Source organism: Brenneria roseae subsp. americana, from assembly GCF_003115815.1.
GTDB lineage: Bacteria > Pseudomonadota > Gammaproteobacteria > Enterobacterales > Enterobacteriaceae > Brenneria > Brenneria roseae.
In genome coordinates this window covers 399,408-416,852 of the sequence record NZ_QDKJ01000002.1, presented here as the reverse complement: position 1 = coordinate 416,852, position 17,445 = coordinate 399,408, and the positions used below count along the sequence as shown (strand labels likewise).

The following is a 17,445-nucleotide window of genomic DNA, read 5'->3' as shown; positions in this document are numbered from 1 at the left end:
AGCATTCATGACCGATAGCCAACAAAAAGGCTCGATCTGGACCAAAATCCACATCGACTTCCCCTTCCTGATCTGCATCCTGGCGTTGCTGGGTTACAGCCTGCTCGTCATGTGGAGCGCCAGCGGACAGGATGTGGGGATGATGGAACGTAAGGTCGTACAGATTGTTCTGGGACTGGTCGTCATGATTGTCATGGCGCAAATTCCTCCGCGGGTTTATGAAGGCTGGGCGCCTTATCTTTATGTGGTTTGCGTTATTTTGCTGATGATGGTCGACATCTTTGGGCAAATCAGTAAAGGCGCTCAACGCTGGCTGGATCTGGGGTTTGTCCGTTTTCAACCATCGGAAATTGCAAAAATTGCGGTTCCATTGATGGTCGCCCGGTTCATCAACCGCGATATGTGCCCGCCTTCACTCAAGAATACGGGTATTGCGCTGGTGCTCATTTTCACGCCGACCCTGCTGGTTGCCGCACAGCCGGATCTTGGCACCTCCATTCTGATCGCCGCATCCGGGCTGTTTGTACTCTTTCTGGCGGGCATGAGCTGGCGCCTGATTGGTATCGCCGTGTTGTTGCTCGCCGCATTTATTCCCATACTGTGGTTCTTCCTGATGCATGATTACCAGCAAGCTCGCGTCATGATGCTGCTCGATCCTGAGAGCGATCCGCTCGGCGCGGGTTATCATATTATTCAGTCGAAGATTGCCATTGGTTCCGGCGGTTTGTCAGGCAAAGGCTGGCTACACGGAACGCAATCCCAGTTAGAGTTCTTGCCGGAACGTCATACCGACTTTATCTTTGCGGTATTGGCTGAGGAGCTGGGATTGATTGGCGTATTGGTTTTGCTCGCCATGTACCTGTTTGTCATTATGCGCGGACTGGTTATCGCCGCTAACGCGCAGACCTCATTTGGCCGGGTCATGGTTGGCGGTCTGATGTTAATTTTGTTTGTTTACGTTTTCGTCAATATCGGGATGGTCAGTGGTATCCTGCCGGTTGTTGGCGTGCCTTTACCTCTGGTGAGTTACGGGGGATCGGCACTTATCGTCCTCATGGCGGGATTTGGTATCGTTATGTCGATACATACTCACCGCAAAATGCTATCCAAGAACTTATAAAACCGAGGTGAGCAATGCGTAAGGATTGGCTTTGGATTGGCGCCGTGATTCTGGTGCTTTCCGCCTGTACCGTCACGGAACAACAACCCGCTCCGCCCGTAGCGGCGGTTTACAACGGCCCCACGGAAGAGATCGGCGGCGTTGAGCCGCGTTATGAACCTTATAATCAGGGCACGTTGCAGGACTACAGCATTAAAGGCAAGACGTATAAGATCGTCAAAAACCCGCAGAATTTCAGTGAAACCGGCCTGGCGACCTGGTATGGCGAAGAGGCCAGCGGTAATCGGACCTCCATTGGTGAAGTGTTTGATCCAAACGCGTTGACGGCCGCACACCCGACTCTGCCATTACCCAGTTACGTCCGTGTCACCAACCTGAGCAATGGCCGCCGCCTGGTGGTCAGAGTCAACGATCGCGGCCCCTATACGCCGGGCAGAATCATCGATCTTTCCAAAGCCGCAGGCGATCGGTTGAACATCTCCAACAACACCAAGGTCAAAGTCGATTTTATCAACGTTGCACCTGACGGCACGCTGTCTGGCCCGGGAACGATTGGCACCCGCATCGCCAAACAGAGCTTTGCGCTCCCCGATCGCCCCAGCTTCAATTCCAGCGGTCTCGGCACGCCAATGATGGAAGAAAACACGATGCCATCAACCGCAGCGACGCAACCAATCAGCAATAGCGCCCTGACAACGCCGGCAAACGATACGATGCCGCAAAGTGGCACATCCTCACATTCCGGTGGTTTCCTGAGAGCGCCTTCCGCATTACCTGCCGGCGTTATCGAAACCACGCCGGCGCCCGCAGCAGCGGCCGCTACCCCGACAGCACCATCCATGCGTGGTGGTTATGTCGTCCAGGTAGGCGCACTCAGCGATCAACAGCGCGCCCAAACCTGGCTGCGCAGCCTGAGCGAACGTTTCAAGGTAACAGGGAACGTGACGTCTAACGGCGGGCTTTATCGCATCCAACTGGGGCCGTTCCAAAATCGCCAGCAAGCAACTGAACTTCAACAACGTTTATCAGTCGAAGCTCAGCAGCAATCCTTTATCACTGCCGCACCCGATACGTTTTAGCAAGGGCCTGTCACCCGATCGGTGACAGTATCCAGGATAAGGTGACCGGTTCGTCACCGTCGCCGGCATTTATGCGCAGGAGCGGGTTGAGATAATATCCCGCTCTTTTCGAAAAATCGCGTAACGTAATGTCTGATGCCTGCCTATTTCTCATCTGCTATAGTGTGGCTCGTTTTTAACTTATACCCACGGATGTTGTTGTTCCAATCATGAATACTGTAAACACGTCTCGTTTTACTAAACGTACTGCGCTTGGCGCTTTGCTCGCCATTAGTGCATCTTCTTTTGCTTATGCCGATGATATTAATCTGAAAACGATGATCCCCGGCGTCCCGCAAATTGATGCAGAATCATACATCCTGATTGATTACAACTCCGGAAAAGTGCTGGCGGAAATGAATGCCGATGCACGCCGCGATCCGGCCAGCCTGACCAAAATGATGACCAGTTATGTTATCGGTCAGGCGATAAAATCAGGGAAAATCACCCCGAACGATATCGTTACCGTTGGTAAAGACGCCTGGGCGACCGGCAACCCTGTTTTCAAGGGTTCTTCACTGATGTTTTTGAAACCGGGCGATCGCGTACCGGTTTCCCAACTGAACCGCGGCATTATCCTGCAATCGGGCAATGATGCCTGCGTTGCCATGGCCGACTATGTTGCCGGCAGTCAGGATGCATTCGTTAATCTGATGAATGGCTACGTGAAAGCGCTTGGCCTGCAAAATACCAATTTTGAAACCGTACACGGCCTCGATGCGCCGGGCCAGTTCAGCTCTGCCCGTGATATGGCGTTGATTGGTCAGGCGCTCATCCGCGATGTGCCGGAAGAATACGCGACCTACAAAGAGAAAGATTTCACCTTTAACAATATCCGTCAGCCCAACCGTAATGGATTGCTGTGGGATAGCAGCCTGAACGTGGATGGGATTAAAACCGGCCACACTTCATCCGCAGGCTATAATCTGGTCGCCTCTGCGACGGAAGGCCAGATGCGCCTGATCTCAACGGTGATGGGGGGACGAACCTTTAAAGGCCGTGAAGCCGAAAGCAAGAAACTGCTGACCTGGGGTTTCCGCTTCTTTGAAACTGTCGCCCCGCTGAAAACCGGTAAAGAGTTCGCTTCCGAGCCAGTCTGGTTCGGTGACAACGATCGGGTTGCATTAGGTGTTGAGAAAGATGTTTATCTGACCATTCCACGCGGCCGCATGAAAGACCTGAAAGCCAGCTATGTGCTGGATAATACCGAACTGCATGCGCCGCTGGCCAAAAATCAGGTTGTGGGTGCAATCAACTTCCAGTTGGATGGAAAAACCATCGACCAGCGTCCGTTGGTTGTCATGAACGAAGTCAAAGAAGGCGGGATCTTCGGTCGTATGATCGACTACATTAAACTGATGTTCCATCACTGGTTCGGTTAATCCCTCTTGCAAGGGGACAGTTTGTCCCCATATAGATGATGTTGCTCACTCCCGCATTCGGCGGGAGTGATAATTTATACAATTGCAATACGCTCTGGAGCGCAGATGAAAACCAAATTAAACGAACTGCTTGAATTCCCCTGCCCTTTTACTTACAAGGTGATGGGATTGGCGAAACCAGAATTGGTCGATCAGGTCGTTGAAGTGGTGCAACGTCATGCGCCCGGCGACTATACGCCACAAGTCAAACCCAGCAGCAAAGGGAATTACCATTCCATTTCCATCACCATTACTGCCACACACATTGAGCAGGTGGAAACGCTGTATGAAGAACTGGGCAACATCGAAATTGTTCGGATGGTGCTGTAACCCATTTCCATCTTTCGCCGTCTGCCGATGACATAATGCGGCGGGAAAACGTGCTTAGTGTGTTTCCCGCCGCTATAATCCTCTCCATCCTTTCCTTAACCTGAAGATGACACGCTTGCTACAGGATAAGATCATCGTACGCCAATTCGACGTACAACCTTACGAAGCCGTCTCACTGGCGATGCATAAGTTCACCGATCTGCGCGACGACAAAACGCTGGACGAAATCTGGCTGGTTCAACACTCGCCGGTGTTCACCCAAGGCCAGGCGGGGAAAGCGGAACATGTTCTCATGCCCGGCGACATCCCTGTCATTCAGAGCGACAGAGGCGGACAGGTCACCTACCATGGCCCCGGCCAGCAGGTGATGTATATTCTGATTGATTTGAAGCGACGCAAGCTGGGCGTTCGCCAACTGGTGACATTGATAGAGAATACCGTCGTGGATACGCTGGCTGATTTCCACATCAAGGCCCATGCGCGCGCCGACGCGCCCGGCGTGTATGTCGGTGAACGCAAAATCTGTTCGCTGGGGCTACGTATTCGCAAAGGATGCTCTTTCCATGGATTGGCGCTGAACATTGCAATGGATCTGTCGCCATTCCTACGTATCAATCCCTGTGGCTATGCCGGTATGGTGATGACGCAGCTCAGCGAACTGGTGCCCGGCGTGACGCTCGAAGATACCGCTCCCGTTCTTGTGAAGACATTTCTGCAACAGTTAAATTACCGTGAACACGAGCTCGTTCACTGGAATATGACCACGCAGGGTGAACCGCAACCCATTGAAAATAGTGCGATCCTGTCGCCAAAAAGTTCATCAACAAACAGTGGGATAGATTACGCCTGACGATTAATCACATTTTATTTACATAATTTCTTCATTTTGATTGCTCAAAAGCTGATTGTCGTCAGGCAAGATGATATAATTTTTAGAGTTTTTTAAAAAAAATTTTAACGAAACACATAATCCTTTGAATTTAGATAAAAAATTCAGAGAAACGATTCAGAACTGGAACTTACGCAAACATGAGTAAACCGATTCAGATCGAGCGCGGCGTAAAATACCGCGACGCCGATAAAATGGCGCTAATCCCGGTGCGTACTGTCGTCACCGAGCGACAGGAAATTCTGCGCAAACCTGAATGGATGAGGATTAAACTTCCGGCTGACTCAAGCCGTATTCAGGGTATTAAAGCCGCAATGCGTAAAAATGGGCTGCACTCGGTTTGCGAAGAGGCTTCCTGCCCAAATCTGGCTGAATGTTTTAACCATGGCACGGCAACGTTCATGATTCTGGGCGCCATTTGTACGCGTCGTTGTCCATTCTGCGACGTTGCCCATGGCCGTCCTATCGCTCCTGATGCCAACGAGCCGGAAAAACTGGCGCAAACCATTCATGATATGGGACTGCGCTACGTGGTTATCACCTCGGTTGACCGTGATGATCTGCGCGACGGCGGAGCCCAACATTTTGCGGATTGCATCAATGCAATCCGCCGCAAGAACCCCAATATTCGCATCGAAACGCTGGTACCGGATTTCCGTGGCCGAATGGATCGCGCACTGGATATTCTGACCGCCACGCCGCCAGACGTATTCAACCATAATCTGGAGAACGTACCGCGTATTTATCGTCAGGTTCGCCCCGGCGCCAACTACGAATGGTCCTTGAAACTGCTGGAAAATTTCAAGACTGCTCACCCTGCTATTCCAACCAAATCCGGTTTGATGGTCGGTCTGGGTGAAACCAATGCCGAGATTGTTGACGTAATGCGCGACCTGCGCCGTCACGGTGTAACCATGCTGACGCTGGGACAATATTTGCAGCCAAGCCGTCACCACCTTCCCGTACAGCGTTATGTCAGCCCTGAAGAGTTCGACGAAATGAAAACCGAAGCCATGGCAATGGGATTCACCCATGCGGCCTGTGGACCGTTTGTTCGCTCCTCTTACCATGCCGACCTGCAGGCAAAAGGGATTGAAGTGAAATAAATGACCCGATATAAGCACGGGCGGCGCGCTTATATTTAGTTACACATCGGCTTGGGTAATGAAAACGGACGGCTATGCCGTTCGTTTTCATTTGGTCCAGCAGATCAGGGCTCTTTACGAGACGTGTCGGGATCATTGCTCTTTGCCGGCCGATCGTCATTCATTGCCTTCTTGAACCCTTTAATCGCCGCGCCCAGATCGCCCCCCAGACTGCGCAGTTTATTCGTGCCAAATAACAGTACGATCAATGCGCCGATGACCAACAGTTTGGCAATACTGATACCTTCCATACTTACCTACCTGATTACAGATGCCGGAGAAGTCCGGCGAACGAAGAATATCCTTTCTATGTAGAACCTTCCGATTTGCAAAACAATCGCCATCTGTAACAAATTAAGACGCCATACCGGTCCTCTTCACATCCAGCGAAACTACAAAAATGCATGAAGAAAGCGTAGACTTTCTCTGCCAAACGGAGATGACATTCCTCCATAACCGCCATTCGGCTGATGATGTCTACGTATTCCTCGGAAGGGGACGTAGTATCCTGCGCGCTGCTCTCCGAGATCTCCTGGTATTATGAAAAAGGGTCATTATGTTCAGTACAATGCTTGCGGTATTTATTGGTGGTGGAATAGGAAGCGTCGCGCGCTGGCTGTTAGGTTTGAAATTTAACAACCTGTACGCCAATCTGCCGCTGGGAACCTCATTGGCTAACCTGATTGGCGCATTTATTATCGGCGGCGCACTGGCTTACTTCCTGCGCCAACCCCATCTCGGTCAAGATTGGAAAATCTTTATAACTACGGGGCTCTGCGGCGGTTTAACCACCTTCTCGACGTTTTCCGCTGAGGTGGTTATGTTCTTGCAGAGTGGACACCTGGCGGCGGCGGGATTGCATGTTTTGCTGAATCTGGCTGGATCGCTGCTCATGACCGCGCTGGCTTTCGCGCTGGTAACATGGGTGACCACCCACTAACAATGATGCCAAAGCCAAAAATCGGCGCAAAAAAAACCCGCTTTCCAGCGGGTTTTTCAAGAAATCGGTATAATTAAATAGCGATAACGTTAGCAGCAGATGGACCTTTCGCACCGCTGGTGATTTCAAACTCTACACGCTGACCTTCGGCCAGAGTTTTGAAACCGTTGCTCTGAATGGCAGAGAAATGTACGAAAACGTCTTTGCTACCATCTTCCGGAGTAATGAAACCGAATCCTTTGGACTCATTAAACCACTTAACGCTACCTTTAATCTTAGACATCAAACTTACCTTTAACATGAATGAAAGACACAAAATCTGTGTCCCGTACAGTACAGCAATAGATTGCTCATTTGTCCAGTTGAAGATGGATAAAAAGTGATAAAAATCGCTAAAAATGTATGCTGAACGAAAAGGCAGACGAATTCTGACGGCATGCAGGTCTCTGACAGGTACTTTCCACTCTATTCAACACTTTTTATGGTATCAATTGTCGAAGGAAAATGACGATGAAAACACTCGGTTTAATCGGCGGCATGAGTTGGGAATCCACCATCCCCTACTATCGCACGATCAATGAATACGTTAAAAACCAGCTTGGCGGTTTACATTCCGCCAAAATCATTCTGCATAGCGTGAACTTTCACGATATTGAGCGTCTGCAATCACAAGGTGACTGGGAACAAGCGGCAGAGGTACTCTCCGGGATAGCCATAGGGCTACGTCAGGCGGGTGCCGATGCTATCGTCATTTGCACCAATACCATGCATAAAGTGGCGGACCACATTGAACTCGCCAGCAAACTGCCTCTTTTACATATCGCCGATGCCACCGGTGAAAGCCTGAAAAAACACGGATTAAAGAAAGTCGGCCTATTGGGAACGCGGTATACCATGGAGCAGGATTTCTACCGACAGAGGCTTTACGATCGTTACCACGTTGAAGTCATTGTGCCTGATCAAGCGGGAAAATCGGTGGTAAACCGTATTATTTACGACGAGTTGTGTCAGGGGAAAATCGTTGATGCTTCACGCCGGGCATACCAAAAAATCATCCAGCAACTTGAACAGCAAGGTGCCGAAGGCATTATCCTTGGCTGTACAGAGATCCCACTCCTCATCAGTGCAAAAGATGCTACCGTTCCTCTTTTTGATACCAGCACGTTACACGCTCTCGCCGCAGCCCAATATGCGCTCGATAGGTGAACCGTCTTCAGTCACAAAAACAGGTCAACAGAAGGTAAGACGACGCGGTAAGAAGTTCCCTATTTTCAGGTTAAAACAGCCCTAAAACAGGCCCGTATCATGAGCGGAAACGAGTAAAAATCACAACATTATGATTTAAATATAAAAATAAAATACCCTCTTTTATTTACTCAGGTTTCCTCATTTTGTATAAAACAAAGGCAGTATTGGTATTCTCAATACTGCCTACTTCACTACGATTTTATTCCTGGTTTGCAATGGCGGGCATAACATTTAATTATTATTTACGTAACATTGCTTCGATAAAATCTTTCCAATTACTCACTTCTACTTCTATCATATGGACCTCTTAATAATTAACGGCGACGTATTATACGCACACTTTTTGAACAGGTAAAAGCCTTATGAAAGTATAAAAAGCGTACAACCTCTCATTCCTGCTTTTTTAGTTCACTGTAGATCTCACCGTTTTTTTGGAGGCAGACCAGAAACCGTCTCCCCTGCTATTGTCCACAAAAGAAGATATTTACTATAAATCAGCGGGTTCTGTTGTTGGCAAATATAAATAAGTAGAAGACAGATAATACCTCTCTTCTACTTATTTATTATTAATTCATAAACTTACTCATTTCCCATAATCCGTAGCCACTGGCTATATCAAAAAGTCCTTTTAATTGAGTAAGTCATAAAAATAGACAATACAGCCATCATCAGTGCGCAACCACAATTCTTATTATAATAATTAGCACGTTAACATTATATTATTTCCCGGTGTTGGCCTGTTAACACTACTGTAAAACTATCGTTATAATCGATCGATTAATGGTATTTTGATCACAAAAATCTATCAATAGCGATAATTTACAGAGGGATAGACCCATATCCTGTCGAGGATATCCTTTGAATACCGGCCTTCCTTCAGCCACGATCGTTTCATACTGTGGATCGAAACCTTGTGATGCGGCATTATCATCGAAACACCGAAGCAACATTGACCTTTGTCTATCAATACCATCACGTTGACGGTTGCTCAGAACTCACACATATAGGTAACATTTTTTCATGAACGACAAGAGCGAAAAAAGTTTGCTTACGCTATACGGCATCAAAAACTGCGACACCATAAAAAAAGCTCGCCGCTGGCTGGAAGAACAGCAAATTGATTACCACTTTCATGACTATCGCGCCGATGGTCTGGACGAACAACGCCTGCAACATTTTATTAATCTGCTCGGCTGGCAACCTCTTATCAATACACGCGGAACAACATGGCGTAAACTGAGCGAGGAGCAACGTAACCTCATCAGCAAGAACAACGACCAGAGCGCAGCGGCGGCGAAGGCCCTGATGCTCGAACAACCCGCCGTGATCAAGCGCCCTCTGCTGGTAACAGACAATGGAAAAGCGCTGCTTGGTTTCAGTGCCGACAGCTATCAGAAATTTATTGCGGAGAACAAATAACGTGTCTTGTCCGGTCATCGAACTTGCTCAACTGTTGATTAAACGCCCTTCCCTCAGTCCAAATGATGAAGGCTGTCAGGAACTCATGATTGAACGCCTGCAAGCCATCGGTTTCACCATCGAACCCATGAACTTCGGCGATACACAGAATTTCTGGGCATGGCGCGGAACCGGAAAAACCCTCGCGTTTGCCGGACATACCGATGTCGTACCCAGCGGAGATGAAAGCCGTTGGCAGCATCCTCCTTTTGAACCCACCATTCGCGACGGTATGTTATATGGCCGTGGCGCAGCGGATATGAAAGGCTCGCTGGCAGCGATGGTGGTGGCTGCGGAACGTTTCGTGGCAGCGCATCCCAATCATCAGGGACGTTTAGCCTTCCTGATCACATCGGATGAAGAAGCCAGCGCCGTTAATGGCACGGTCAAAGTGGTCGAAACGTTGATGGCACGCCACGAGCGACTCGATTATTGTCTGGTCGGTGAACCCTCCAGCACCACCGTAGTCGGCGACGTTGTGAAAAACGGTCGCCGCGGCTCCATCACCGCCAATTTGCGGGTACAAGGCGTGCAAGGCCACGTCGCCTACCCTCATCTGGCAGATAATCCTGTACATCGGGCCATGTCCGCACTGAATGAACTGGTAACGACAGAATGGGATCAGGGCAATGAATTCTTTCCGCCAACCAGCATGCAGATTGCCAATATTCAGGCTGGCACCGGCAGCAGCAACGTAATTCCAGGGGAATTATCGGTGCAGTTCAATTTCCGTTTCAGCACGGAACTGACGGATGAACTTATTAAACAACGCGTTGCCGAACTATTTGATCGCCACCAGCTAAACTACACTATCGACTGGAGTCTTTCCGGTCAGCCATTCCTGACAGCCCGTGGTGAACTGGTTGATGCGGTGGTTAACGCCGTAGAGCATTACCATGAAGTGACGCCTGCGTTGTTGACCAACGGCGGCACATCAGACGGACGCTTTATCGCCCGAATGGGTGCTCAGGTGGTAGAACTCGGCCCGGTTAACGCCACTATCCACAAAGTGGACGAGTGCGTCAGCGCTGCGGATTTGCAGTTGTTAAGCCGGATGTATCAGCGCGTTATGGAGCAACTACTCGCATGATGACTCATGCCATGTTAACCGGTAAAAGCGACAGTCATCTGGTCACATTAAGTGGTCCTCACCGTCTTCATCCTGAAACCATCCCCGCATTTCAGGCGATGCAGCAGGCCGCCGCCAAAGACGGGCTTAATCTACAGCCTGCCAGCACCTTTCGTGACTTCGAACGTCAGCGGTTAATCTGGAATGGAAAATTCAGAGGAGAGCGCCCGGTGACGGGCAACGATGGTCAGCCGCTGGACATCCTGGCGCTGGATGAAGGCGAGCGCTGCAAAGCGATTTTACGCTGGTCCGCCATGCCCGGCGCCAGCCGACATCACTGGGGCAGCGATCTGGATATTTACGATCCGAATTTGCTGCCCGAGGGGCAAAAACTGCAACTGGAACCCTGGGAATACGAGCCTGGCGGTTACTTTGCGGCGCTGAATATCTGGCTGAGTCAGCATATGCATGAATACGGATTTTATCGCCCTTATGCTCACGATCTCGGCGGCGTCGCAGCAGAACCCTGGCATATCAGCTATTATCCACTGGCACAACATGCGGAACAACAGCTTACGTCCGACATTATTCGCTCAGCCTGGCAAGGCGAAGATATCGCGGGATCTAACTGGTTATGCGAGCATCTGCCACAGCTGTTTACCCGTTTTATCCATAATGTTGATGGAGCTTAATCATGGCATGGCTGGCTGACTACTGGTGGGTAATCCTGATTATCCTGATAGGCATGTTGATCAACGGCATTAAAGAACTGCGCAATGTTGATCACAAAAAATTTCTGCTCAACAAACCGAAGCTTCCTCCTCATCGTGATAACAACGATAAATGGGATGACGAAGAGGATGACTGGCCGCAGAAAAAACCCTGATGAACGGCCGGTCATCAAGACGCTGGAACAAAGCTTTCTGCCCGCTCCTGAAGAAAATCATAAAACTCTTTGGCACAGACAGAAAGCTGCCGTTCTTTGTCTGTCACCAGATAAATCCCGCGCTTCAACGACAAATCCCGAAACGGAATAATGGCAATGTCTTTGTGTTGAAACTGGAACAACGTTAATCCCGTCACAATACTGACGCCATAATTGGCCGCCACCAGCCCCATCATGGTCGTCAACTGGCGCACCTCAAGCACGTAGTTAAAGCCATGCGGCTCCATAAGCCGATCGGTGTATTGCCGGATACTGGTGCCCTGACAAAACCCGACGAAGGGATATTCCGCCACTTCAGCCACATCCACCGCATCACGCTGGGCAAGAGGGTGGCGGTTATGACAAATCAGATAGAAGTTATCCGCAAACAACATTTTGGAGCTGAATGTTCCCGGTGACGGTTGTCCGGCGGTTAACGCCAGATCGGCCTGCCCATCCAGCACCGCTTTCAAACAGCGGTCCCACTGCGTATCCAGCAGTTCAACCTTGATTTTGGGATACGCGTGGTGATACTGCGCCAACACCTGAGGCAACCACTCCACGGCCATGGACGGCAACACCGCCAGTACGATTTTACCTTTATACCCGGTGGCATAAGATTTAATTTCACCGACGGCGTCGTCATGTGTTTGAATGAGCCGACGAGCGATGTCAATAAAATGGATGCCGTCTGCATTCAGTTGGACTTTACGGGTATCCCTATCGAATAACCGGTATCCAACCTCTTCTTCCAGCCCGGCAATTAGTGCGCTAAATGCGGGTTGCGAGAGATTTATTTTCTGCGCCGCACGAGTAAAATTATCGGTTTCCGTTAACGCGATGAACGCCCGCAATTGTTTTATGGATAAATTCATAACGTCCCTGACTGCATAAATAAAAATGGAGTGTCAGATAAAAAAAGGGCAAATTCAACGAAAAACAATCAATACATTTTATTTTTATGATCTACTCCGCAATTATTTATTCTTGATTTTCACCGTTAATTCTCATCCCAATAACCATTTTCAATCAATATCACATCTCCTAAACGACACCGCATCGGTATAAACCAACCTTTCCCAATAAAAACAATTAATTATGGATTTATAAATAAATCATTATGATTTATCGCACTAACAAATAAAATAAATTCATTGTTTTTATAAATAAAACCATTGCAATTACGAGTTAGTATAGAACGATTCGTAGTGATAAAAATAGCGTCAACAAAAATCAAACGACTCTGGGTTATGTATTCATTTTATATTTGTTATTTATTCGATGAGATTTTATTGAGTTGTTTAATTTATTGTAAATGAAACATATATGTAACATATAATAATAGAGAGAGGAGTTCTTTATGCTAGCCCTAATCGGGGTGCTTACGATAGCCACCCTGCTATTTTTCATCATGACGAAACGAATGTCCCCGCTGGTGGCATTAATTGTTATTCCCGTCATTGGCGCGCTCGCGGCAGGCAGCGGGACCGACACGGCAAAATATGTTGTTGACGGGATTACCAAACTCGCGCCCATGGCGGCCATGTTCGTTTTCGCCATTGCCTTTTTCGGCGTGGTGACCGATGCCGGCATGTTTGATCCTATTATCAGAGGGATTTTGCGAGTTGTCGGTACAAATCCGGTCAAAATCATCATTGGCACAGGCGTACTGGCATTGATCGCTCACCTGGATGGCAACGGAGCCGTTACCTTCCTGATCACCATCCCCGCCATGCTGCCGCTGTTTAACAAACTCGGGATGGATAAACGCATTCTGGTCGGTATCACCGCCCTCAGCGCCGGCGTTAACTTCCTGCCATGGACCGGCCCGATGATCCGCGCCGCCGCCGCGCTGAACACCACCACCCATGACTTGTTCATTCCCCTGATCCCGGCGCAGCTCTGCGGCCTGACCTTTATGGTTCTGATGGGTTATTACTGGGGTAAGAAAGAAGAAAAGCGTCTGGGTCTGGCCGCAGGCAACCCGTTAGCCAGCGGCGCCCACAACATTGGTAACGAACACCATGTCAAAGAGCTGACCGATGCCGAAAAGGCGCTGCGCCGTCCGCGCATGTTCTGGGTCAATATTGCACTGGTGATCGCCGTTATCGGCACCATGGTCTTTACCAAGATCTCGCCGACCGTTGCCTTCATGATCGCACTGACGCTGGCGCTGATGTTCAACTACCCGAATGTCGAAATGCAGAAAGAACGTATCAATGCGCATGCCAAAGCGGCATTGATGATGGCCAGCATTCTGTTCGCCGCAGGGGCATTTACCGGCATCATGAGCGGCACCGGCATGCTGAAAGCCATGTCGCTGTCCGCCGTCAGCTTTGTCCCTGAATCTTTTGCCTCGCACATTCCGTTTATTGTCGGCCTGATCTCCATGCCGCTGAGCCTGGTATTCGATCCCGACTCTTACTACTTCGGCATTATGCCTGTTATCGCCCATACCGTAGACATGCTGGGCGTACCGCCTATTCAGGTTGCTCAGGCATCCGTACTGGGGCAGATGACCACCGGTTTCCCGGTCAGTCCGCTGACGCCTGCGACCTTCCTGCTGGTCAGTCTGGCTGGCGTTGATCTCGCAGATCACCAGAAATTCTCGATTCCTGTGCTCTGGGCCGCCAGCGTCATCATGACGTTCGCCTGCGTCATCTTTGGGGTGTTTCCGCTGTAGGGGAAGCTCGCGGCTTTCCCATTAGGACGACAACAGACACATTTAATTAATAAGAGGTTTTTTATGAAAACGATTCGTATTGGTTCCGGGGCCGGCTACGCTGGCGATCGTATCGAACCGGCAGTAGAACTGGCGCAGAAAGGCGACATCCAGTATCTGGTTTTTGAATGTCTGGCAGAGCGTACTATCGCTATCGGCCAGAAGCAGAAGCAGCAGAATCCAGAGAAAGGCTACAACGAGCTGCTGGCGGACAGAATGCACGCCGTGCTGCCGATTTGCCTGGAGAAAGGCATCAAAATCATCACCAATATGGGGTCTGCCAACCCGGTAGCCGCAGGCCAGCGGGTACTGAAAATTGCGAAAGAACTGGGCGCCACCCGGTTGAAAATCGCGGTTGTCACCGGGGATGACGTGCATTCCATGCTGATTACTCAGGATGCGCGTCTGGACGAAATCGGCCAGCCAATTTCTTCATGCGGCAAAGATATCATTTCCGCCAATGCCTATCTGGGCGCCGACGCGTTGGTGGAAGCGCTCCGTCAGGATGCGGACATCATTATTGCCGGTCGCGTATCCGACCCTTCGCTGTTCCTGTCCGCTATGATGTATGAATTCAACTGGGCGGCTGATGACTGGGATCGTCTGGGTAAAGGCACCTGCATCGGCCACCTGCTGGAGTGTGCCGGCCAGATCACCGGCGGTTACTACGCCGATCCCGGTTTCAAAGACATCCCTAATCTCGACCGTCTTGGCTTCCCGATCGCCGAGATCGCCGAGGACGGTTGTGCCGTCATCACCAAAGTCGCGGGCTCCGGTGGCTGTGTTTGCGTCGATACCTGTAAAGAACAGCTGCTGTATGAAATTCACCGCCCGGACAGCTACATCACCCCGGATGTCATTGCCGATTTCAGCCACGTGACTTTCACGCAAGACGGTGAAAATCGCGTTCGTGTACAGGGCGCCACCGGTCGGGCCAAAACCGATACATTAAAAGTGTCCGTCGGTTATCAGGATGGATTCATCGGCGAAGGCGAGATTTCTTATGCTGGCCCCGGCGCTGTTGCACGCGGTCGTCTGGCGCTGGATATCGTCAAAGGCCGTTTTGCCCTGTGCCGATTTGAACCGCAGGAAATTCGTTACGATCTGATTGGCGTCGATTCTCTGCATGGCGCTCAGCGCTCGCAGGACAGTCAGCCATACGAAGTACGCGTCCGCGTTGCGGCCCGTTGCACCTCCAGAGCGCAGGCGGTCAAGATCGGTAATGAGGTCGAAACGCTTTACACCAACGGCCCTGCTGGCGGCGGCGGCGTCAACAAGGCCGTTAAAGAAATTCTGGCGATGGATTCCACCCTGCTGTCCCGCGCTTGCGTAACGCCTGCCGTTGATTATCTGGAGATTAAATAATGAAACTGCGTGAAATTGCCCATTCCCGTACCGGAGATAAAGGAAATACCTCCAATATTTCACTTATTGCTTATCGTGCGGAAGATTACGAATTATTGAAAGAAAAAATCACCACGGAAAAAGTAAAAACCTGGTTTGCCGATATCGTGACCGGTGACGTGGTGCGCTATGAATTACCGGCAATCGGTGCGCTGAATTTTGTTATGTATGGCGCATTGGGCGGTGGCGTCACCCGTTCATTAGCATTAGATATGCATGGCAAAGGATTAAGCTCCGCAATATTAGATATCGATATTTAATCGCTATTCATTTCAGTTTACCAGCGGGTAATTAATTACCCGCTTTGGCCTCTCTCGGCCTTTTTTATGGAGTGACAACACAATGAATAACAAAATCATTGATGCCAGCCATTTCCGCTCATATTTATATGATGGAATGACAATTATGTTCGGTGGTTTTATGGGCGTCGGAACACCGAAATTATTGGTAGATGAAATTATTAAATCCGGCGTCTCTGATTTAACGATTATCGGCAATGACACGGGCTTCGTGGATACCGGCGTCGGTCCGCTTATTGCCAACGGTCAGGTTAAAAAAGTTATTGCCTCGCATATCGGCACTAACCCGGAAACCGGGCGCCGGATGATCGCCGGTGAAATGGACGTGGAGCTGGTTCCGCAAGGTACGCTGGCCGAGCGTATTCGCAGCGGCGGCGCTGGATTAGGCGGCTTTTTAACGCCGACTGGCGTGGGAACCGTTGTCGAAGAGAATAAACAAAAAATCACCATTAATGATATTACCTATTTATTAGAATTACCGTTAAAAGCGGATTTAGCTATTTTACAAGCCAGTATTGCCGACACCAGTGGAAACCTTATTTATAACCTGACCACCCGTAACTTTAATCCCCTCATTGCTCTGGCAGCCCAAAAGGTTATTGCACAGTGTGAGCAGGTTATTCCTGTCGGGCAATTAGCGCCGGAATGTATTGTTACCCCTGCCGCGCTGGTTGATCACCTTTATTTGGGAGAGAAATAATGGATGCGAAAGAATTAATTGCCCGTCGGGTGGCGCGGGAACTTAAAAATGGCGATGTGGTTAATTTAGGCATTGGCCTGCCGACCAAAGTCGCCAATTACGTTCCGGAAAATATTCAGGTCACCTTTCAATCTGAAAACGGTTTTCTGGGATTAGGCGCCATCACCGAGCCTGACCATAATCTGGTCAATGCCGGCGGTCAACCGTGCGGCATGATCCCCGGCGCCGCCATGTTCGACAGCGCATTTTCCTTTGCCTTAATTCGCGGCGGTCATGTCGATATCTGTGTTCTGGGCGGCTTACAGGTTGATGAACACGGCAGCCTGGCCAACTGGATGGTGCCGGGAAAAATGGTGCCGGGCATGGGCGGCGCTATGGATTTAGTTGTCGGTGCGAAGAAAGTGATTATCGCGCTGGAGCACTGCGCAAAGAATGGCGACGCCAAATTATTGCACCGGTGCACCTATCCGCTTACCGCCGTTAATAAAGTCAGCATGGTCGTTACCGAACTGGCGGTATTTCATTTTATTAATCAACAAATGGTGCTGAGTGAAATTAGTCCGGGAATGACCGTCGACGAATTACGCCAGAAAACCGAGGCAAACTTTATTGTTTCCGCCGATTTACAACCGATGAAAATAAATTAATAGAGGCGAC

At 49.8% G+C, this 17,445-nt stretch carries 21 protein-coding genes and 1 riboswitch; of the genes, 17 read left to right on the top strand and 4 right to left on the bottom strand.

All coding sequences use genetic code 11. The features are described 5' to 3' along the window. Window positions 1–7 precede the first annotated feature (7 nt). From mrdB to lipA, 6 genes are all read left to right on the top strand, one after another. Window positions 8–1,120: a peptidoglycan glycosyltransferase MrdB gene (gene mrdB / locus B4923_RS03830; protein ID WP_109053031.1), complete on the top strand. Its 1,113-nt coding sequence runs from the start codon at window positions 8–10 to the stop codon at window positions 1,118–1,120. Window positions 1,121–1,134: 14 nt separating this feature from the next. Further along, entirely contained in the window at window positions 1,135–2,199 is a 1,065-nt protein-coding gene (rlpA, locus tag B4923_RS03825; RefSeq protein WP_109053030.1) for an endolytic peptidoglycan transglycosylase RlpA, read from the top strand. 209 nt (window positions 2,200–2,408) lie between these two features. After that, the gene (dacA, locus tag B4923_RS03820) at window positions 2,409–3,620 is read left to right on the top strand and encodes a D-alanyl-D-alanine carboxypeptidase DacA (RefSeq protein ID WP_109053029.1); all 1,212 of its coding nucleotides are present in this window, start codon (window positions 2,409–2,411) and stop codon (window positions 3,618–3,620) included. 105 nt (window positions 3,621–3,725) lie between these two features. Then, on the top strand, window positions 3,726–3,989 hold the full coding sequence (gene ybeD / locus B4923_RS03815; RefSeq protein ID WP_109053028.1) for a DUF493 family protein YbeD: 264 nt from the start codon (window positions 3,726–3,728) through the stop codon (window positions 3,987–3,989). 106 nt (window positions 3,990–4,095) lie between these two features. Continuing rightward, window positions 4,096–4,839: a lipoyl(octanoyl) transferase LipB gene (gene lipB, locus B4923_RS03810; protein ID WP_211313918.1), complete on the top strand. Its 744-nt coding sequence runs from the start codon at window positions 4,096–4,098 to the stop codon at window positions 4,837–4,839. A 179-nt stretch (window positions 4,840–5,018) separates the two neighbouring features. Continuing rightward, entirely contained in the window at window positions 5,019–5,984 is a 966-nt protein-coding gene (gene lipA / locus B4923_RS03805; protein ID WP_109053027.1) for a lipoyl synthase, read from the top strand. A 104-nt stretch (window positions 5,985–6,088) separates the two neighbouring features. Here lipA and tatE read toward each other — a convergent pair whose 3' ends face one another. Beyond that, complete coding sequence (gene tatE / locus B4923_RS03800) at window positions 6,089–6,274, bottom strand: twin-arginine translocase subunit TatE (protein ID WP_109053026.1); 186 nt, start codon at window positions 6,272–6,274, stop codon at window positions 6,089–6,091. A gap of 175 nt (window positions 6,275–6,449) precedes the next feature. After that, window positions 6,450–6,510: riboswitch (Fluoride riboswitch) on the top strand. Window positions 6,511–6,579: 69 nt separating this feature from the next. On the opposite strand from tatE, the gene crcB reads away from it, so the two are divergent. Further along, a complete protein-coding gene (gene crcB, locus B4923_RS03795; protein WP_109053025.1) occupies window positions 6,580–6,963 on the top strand; it encodes a fluoride efflux transporter CrcB in 384 nt (127 codons plus the stop codon). Between the two features lie 73 nt (window positions 6,964–7,036). Here crcB and cspE read toward each other — a convergent pair whose 3' ends face one another. Further along, window positions 7,037–7,246, bottom strand: coding sequence for a transcription antiterminator/RNA stability regulator CspE (gene cspE, locus B4923_RS03790; protein ID WP_009113827.1), 210 nt, complete (start codon window positions 7,244–7,246; stop codon window positions 7,037–7,039). A 221-nt stretch (window positions 7,247–7,467) separates the two neighbouring features. On the opposite strand from cspE, the gene B4923_RS03785 reads away from it, so the two are divergent. Beyond that, entirely contained in the window at window positions 7,468–8,169 is a 702-nt protein-coding gene (locus B4923_RS03785) for an aspartate/glutamate racemase family protein (RefSeq protein ID WP_109053024.1), read from the top strand. 280 nt (window positions 8,170–8,449) lie between these two features. Here B4923_RS03785 and ypfM read toward each other — a convergent pair whose 3' ends face one another. After that, window positions 8,450–8,509 carry a protein YpfM gene (gene ypfM / locus B4923_RS21280; RefSeq protein WP_109053067.1) on the bottom strand — a complete coding sequence of 20 codons (60 nt, stop codon included), beginning with the start codon at window positions 8,507–8,509 and terminating at the stop codon, window positions 8,450–8,452. A 722-nt stretch (window positions 8,510–9,231) separates the two neighbouring features. On the opposite strand from ypfM, the gene B4923_RS03775 reads away from it, so the two are divergent. Genes B4923_RS03775 through B4923_RS03760 form a run of 4 tightly spaced genes read left to right on the top strand, consistent with a single transcriptional unit; the run spans window position 9,232 to window position 11,624 of the window. After that, complete coding sequence (locus tag B4923_RS03775) at window positions 9,232–9,630, top strand: ArsC family reductase (RefSeq protein WP_109053023.1); 399 nt, start codon at window positions 9,232–9,234, stop codon at window positions 9,628–9,630. Window position 9,631: 1 nt separating this feature from the next. Then, window positions 9,632–10,759, top strand: coding sequence for a succinyl-diaminopimelate desuccinylase (gene dapE / locus B4923_RS03770; protein ID WP_109053022.1), 1,128 nt, complete (start codon window positions 9,632–9,634; stop codon window positions 10,757–10,759). Then, window positions 10,756–11,430: a M15 family metallopeptidase gene (locus B4923_RS03765; protein WP_109053021.1), complete on the top strand. Its 675-nt coding sequence runs from the start codon at window positions 10,756–10,758 to the stop codon at window positions 11,428–11,430. Before dapE ends, B4923_RS03765 begins: the two co-directional genes overlap by 4 nt. A gap of 2 nt (window positions 11,431–11,432) precedes the next feature. Beyond that, window positions 11,433–11,624 (top strand): YpfN family protein, encoded by a 192-nt coding sequence (locus B4923_RS03760; RefSeq protein ID WP_109053020.1) that lies wholly within the window; start codon window positions 11,433–11,435, stop codon window positions 11,622–11,624. 14 nt (window positions 11,625–11,638) lie between these two features. Here B4923_RS03760 and B4923_RS03755 read toward each other — a convergent pair whose 3' ends face one another. Continuing rightward, window positions 11,639–12,538, bottom strand: a complete 900-nt coding sequence (locus tag B4923_RS03755) for a LysR family transcriptional regulator (protein ID WP_109053019.1) — start codon at window positions 12,536–12,538, stop codon at window positions 11,639–11,641. Between the two features lie 485 nt (window positions 12,539–13,023). On the opposite strand from B4923_RS03755, the gene B4923_RS03750 reads away from it, so the two are divergent. The 5 genes from B4923_RS03750 (at window position 13,024) to B4923_RS03730 (ending at window position 17,435) form a co-directional block, all read left to right on the top strand. Continuing rightward, on the top strand, window positions 13,024–14,346 hold the full coding sequence (locus B4923_RS03750) for a CitMHS family transporter (RefSeq protein WP_109053018.1): 1,323 nt from the start codon (window positions 13,024–13,026) through the stop codon (window positions 14,344–14,346). Window positions 14,347–14,409: 63 nt separating this feature from the next. After that, window positions 14,410–15,750, top strand: a complete 1,341-nt coding sequence (locus tag B4923_RS03745) for an acyclic terpene utilization AtuA family protein (RefSeq protein WP_109053017.1) — start codon at window positions 14,410–14,412, stop codon at window positions 15,748–15,750. After that, window positions 15,750–16,049: an AtuA-related protein gene (locus B4923_RS03740; protein WP_109053016.1), complete on the top strand. Its 300-nt coding sequence runs from the start codon at window positions 15,750–15,752 to the stop codon at window positions 16,047–16,049. The genes B4923_RS03745 and B4923_RS03740 overlap by 1 nt, the downstream gene beginning before the upstream one ends. Before the next feature lie 82 nt (window positions 16,050–16,131). After that, entirely contained in the window at window positions 16,132–16,788 is a 657-nt protein-coding gene (atoD, locus tag B4923_RS03735; protein WP_109053015.1) for an acetate CoA-transferase subunit alpha, read from the top strand. Further along, window positions 16,788–17,435, top strand: coding sequence for a 3-oxoacid CoA-transferase subunit B (locus tag B4923_RS03730; protein WP_109053014.1), 648 nt, complete (start codon window positions 16,788–16,790; stop codon window positions 17,433–17,435). Before atoD ends, B4923_RS03730 begins: the two co-directional genes overlap by 1 nt. Window positions 17,436–17,445: the final 10 nt, after the last annotated feature.

What these genes read in the sequence shown, in the direction of transcription:
- mrdB (WP_109053031.1), top strand. Translation starts at nt 8, where the DNA reads ATGACCGATAGCCAACAAAAAGGCTCGATCTGGACCAAAATCCACATC.
- rlpA (WP_109053030.1), top strand. Translation starts at nt 1,135, where the DNA reads ATGCGTAAGGATTGGCTTTGGATTGGCGCCGTGATTCTGGTGCTTTCC.
- dacA (WP_109053029.1), top strand. Translation starts at nt 2,409, where the DNA reads ATGAATACTGTAAACACGTCTCGTTTTACTAAACGTACTGCGCTTGGC.
- ybeD (WP_109053028.1), top strand. Translation starts at nt 3,726, where the DNA reads ATGAAAACCAAATTAAACGAACTGCTTGAATTCCCCTGCCCTTTTACT.
- lipB (WP_211313918.1), top strand. Translation starts at nt 4,096, where the DNA reads ATGACACGCTTGCTACAGGATAAGATCATCGTACGCCAATTCGACGTA.
- lipA (WP_109053027.1), top strand. Translation starts at nt 5,019, where the DNA reads ATGAGTAAACCGATTCAGATCGAGCGCGGCGTAAAATACCGCGACGCC.
- tatE (WP_109053026.1), bottom strand. Translation starts at nt 6,274, where the DNA reads ATGGAAGGTATCAGTATTGCCAAACTGTTGGTCATCGGCGCATTGATC.
- crcB (WP_109053025.1), top strand. Translation starts at nt 6,580, where the DNA reads ATGTTCAGTACAATGCTTGCGGTATTTATTGGTGGTGGAATAGGAAGC.
- cspE (WP_009113827.1), bottom strand. Translation starts at nt 7,246, where the DNA reads ATGTCTAAGATTAAAGGTAGCGTTAAGTGGTTTAATGAGTCCAAAGGA.
- B4923_RS03785 (WP_109053024.1), top strand. Translation starts at nt 7,468, where the DNA reads ATGACGATGAAAACACTCGGTTTAATCGGCGGCATGAGTTGGGAATCC.
- B4923_RS03775 (WP_109053023.1), top strand. Translation starts at nt 9,232, where the DNA reads ATGAACGACAAGAGCGAAAAAAGTTTGCTTACGCTATACGGCATCAAA.
- B4923_RS03765 (WP_109053021.1), top strand. Translation starts at nt 10,756, where the DNA reads ATGATGACTCATGCCATGTTAACCGGTAAAAGCGACAGTCATCTGGTC.
- B4923_RS03760 (WP_109053020.1), top strand. Translation starts at nt 11,433, where the DNA reads ATGGCATGGCTGGCTGACTACTGGTGGGTAATCCTGATTATCCTGATA.
- B4923_RS03755 (WP_109053019.1), bottom strand. Translation starts at nt 12,538, where the DNA reads ATGAATTTATCCATAAAACAATTGCGGGCGTTCATCGCGTTAACGGAA.
- B4923_RS03750 (WP_109053018.1), top strand. Translation starts at nt 13,024, where the DNA reads ATGCTAGCCCTAATCGGGGTGCTTACGATAGCCACCCTGCTATTTTTC.
- B4923_RS03745 (WP_109053017.1), top strand. Translation starts at nt 14,410, where the DNA reads ATGAAAACGATTCGTATTGGTTCCGGGGCCGGCTACGCTGGCGATCGT.
- B4923_RS03740 (WP_109053016.1), top strand. Translation starts at nt 15,750, where the DNA reads ATGAAACTGCGTGAAATTGCCCATTCCCGTACCGGAGATAAAGGAAAT.
- atoD (WP_109053015.1), top strand. Translation starts at nt 16,132, where the DNA reads ATGAATAACAAAATCATTGATGCCAGCCATTTCCGCTCATATTTATAT.
- B4923_RS03730 (WP_109053014.1), top strand. Translation starts at nt 16,788, where the DNA reads ATGGATGCGAAAGAATTAATTGCCCGTCGGGTGGCGCGGGAACTTAAA.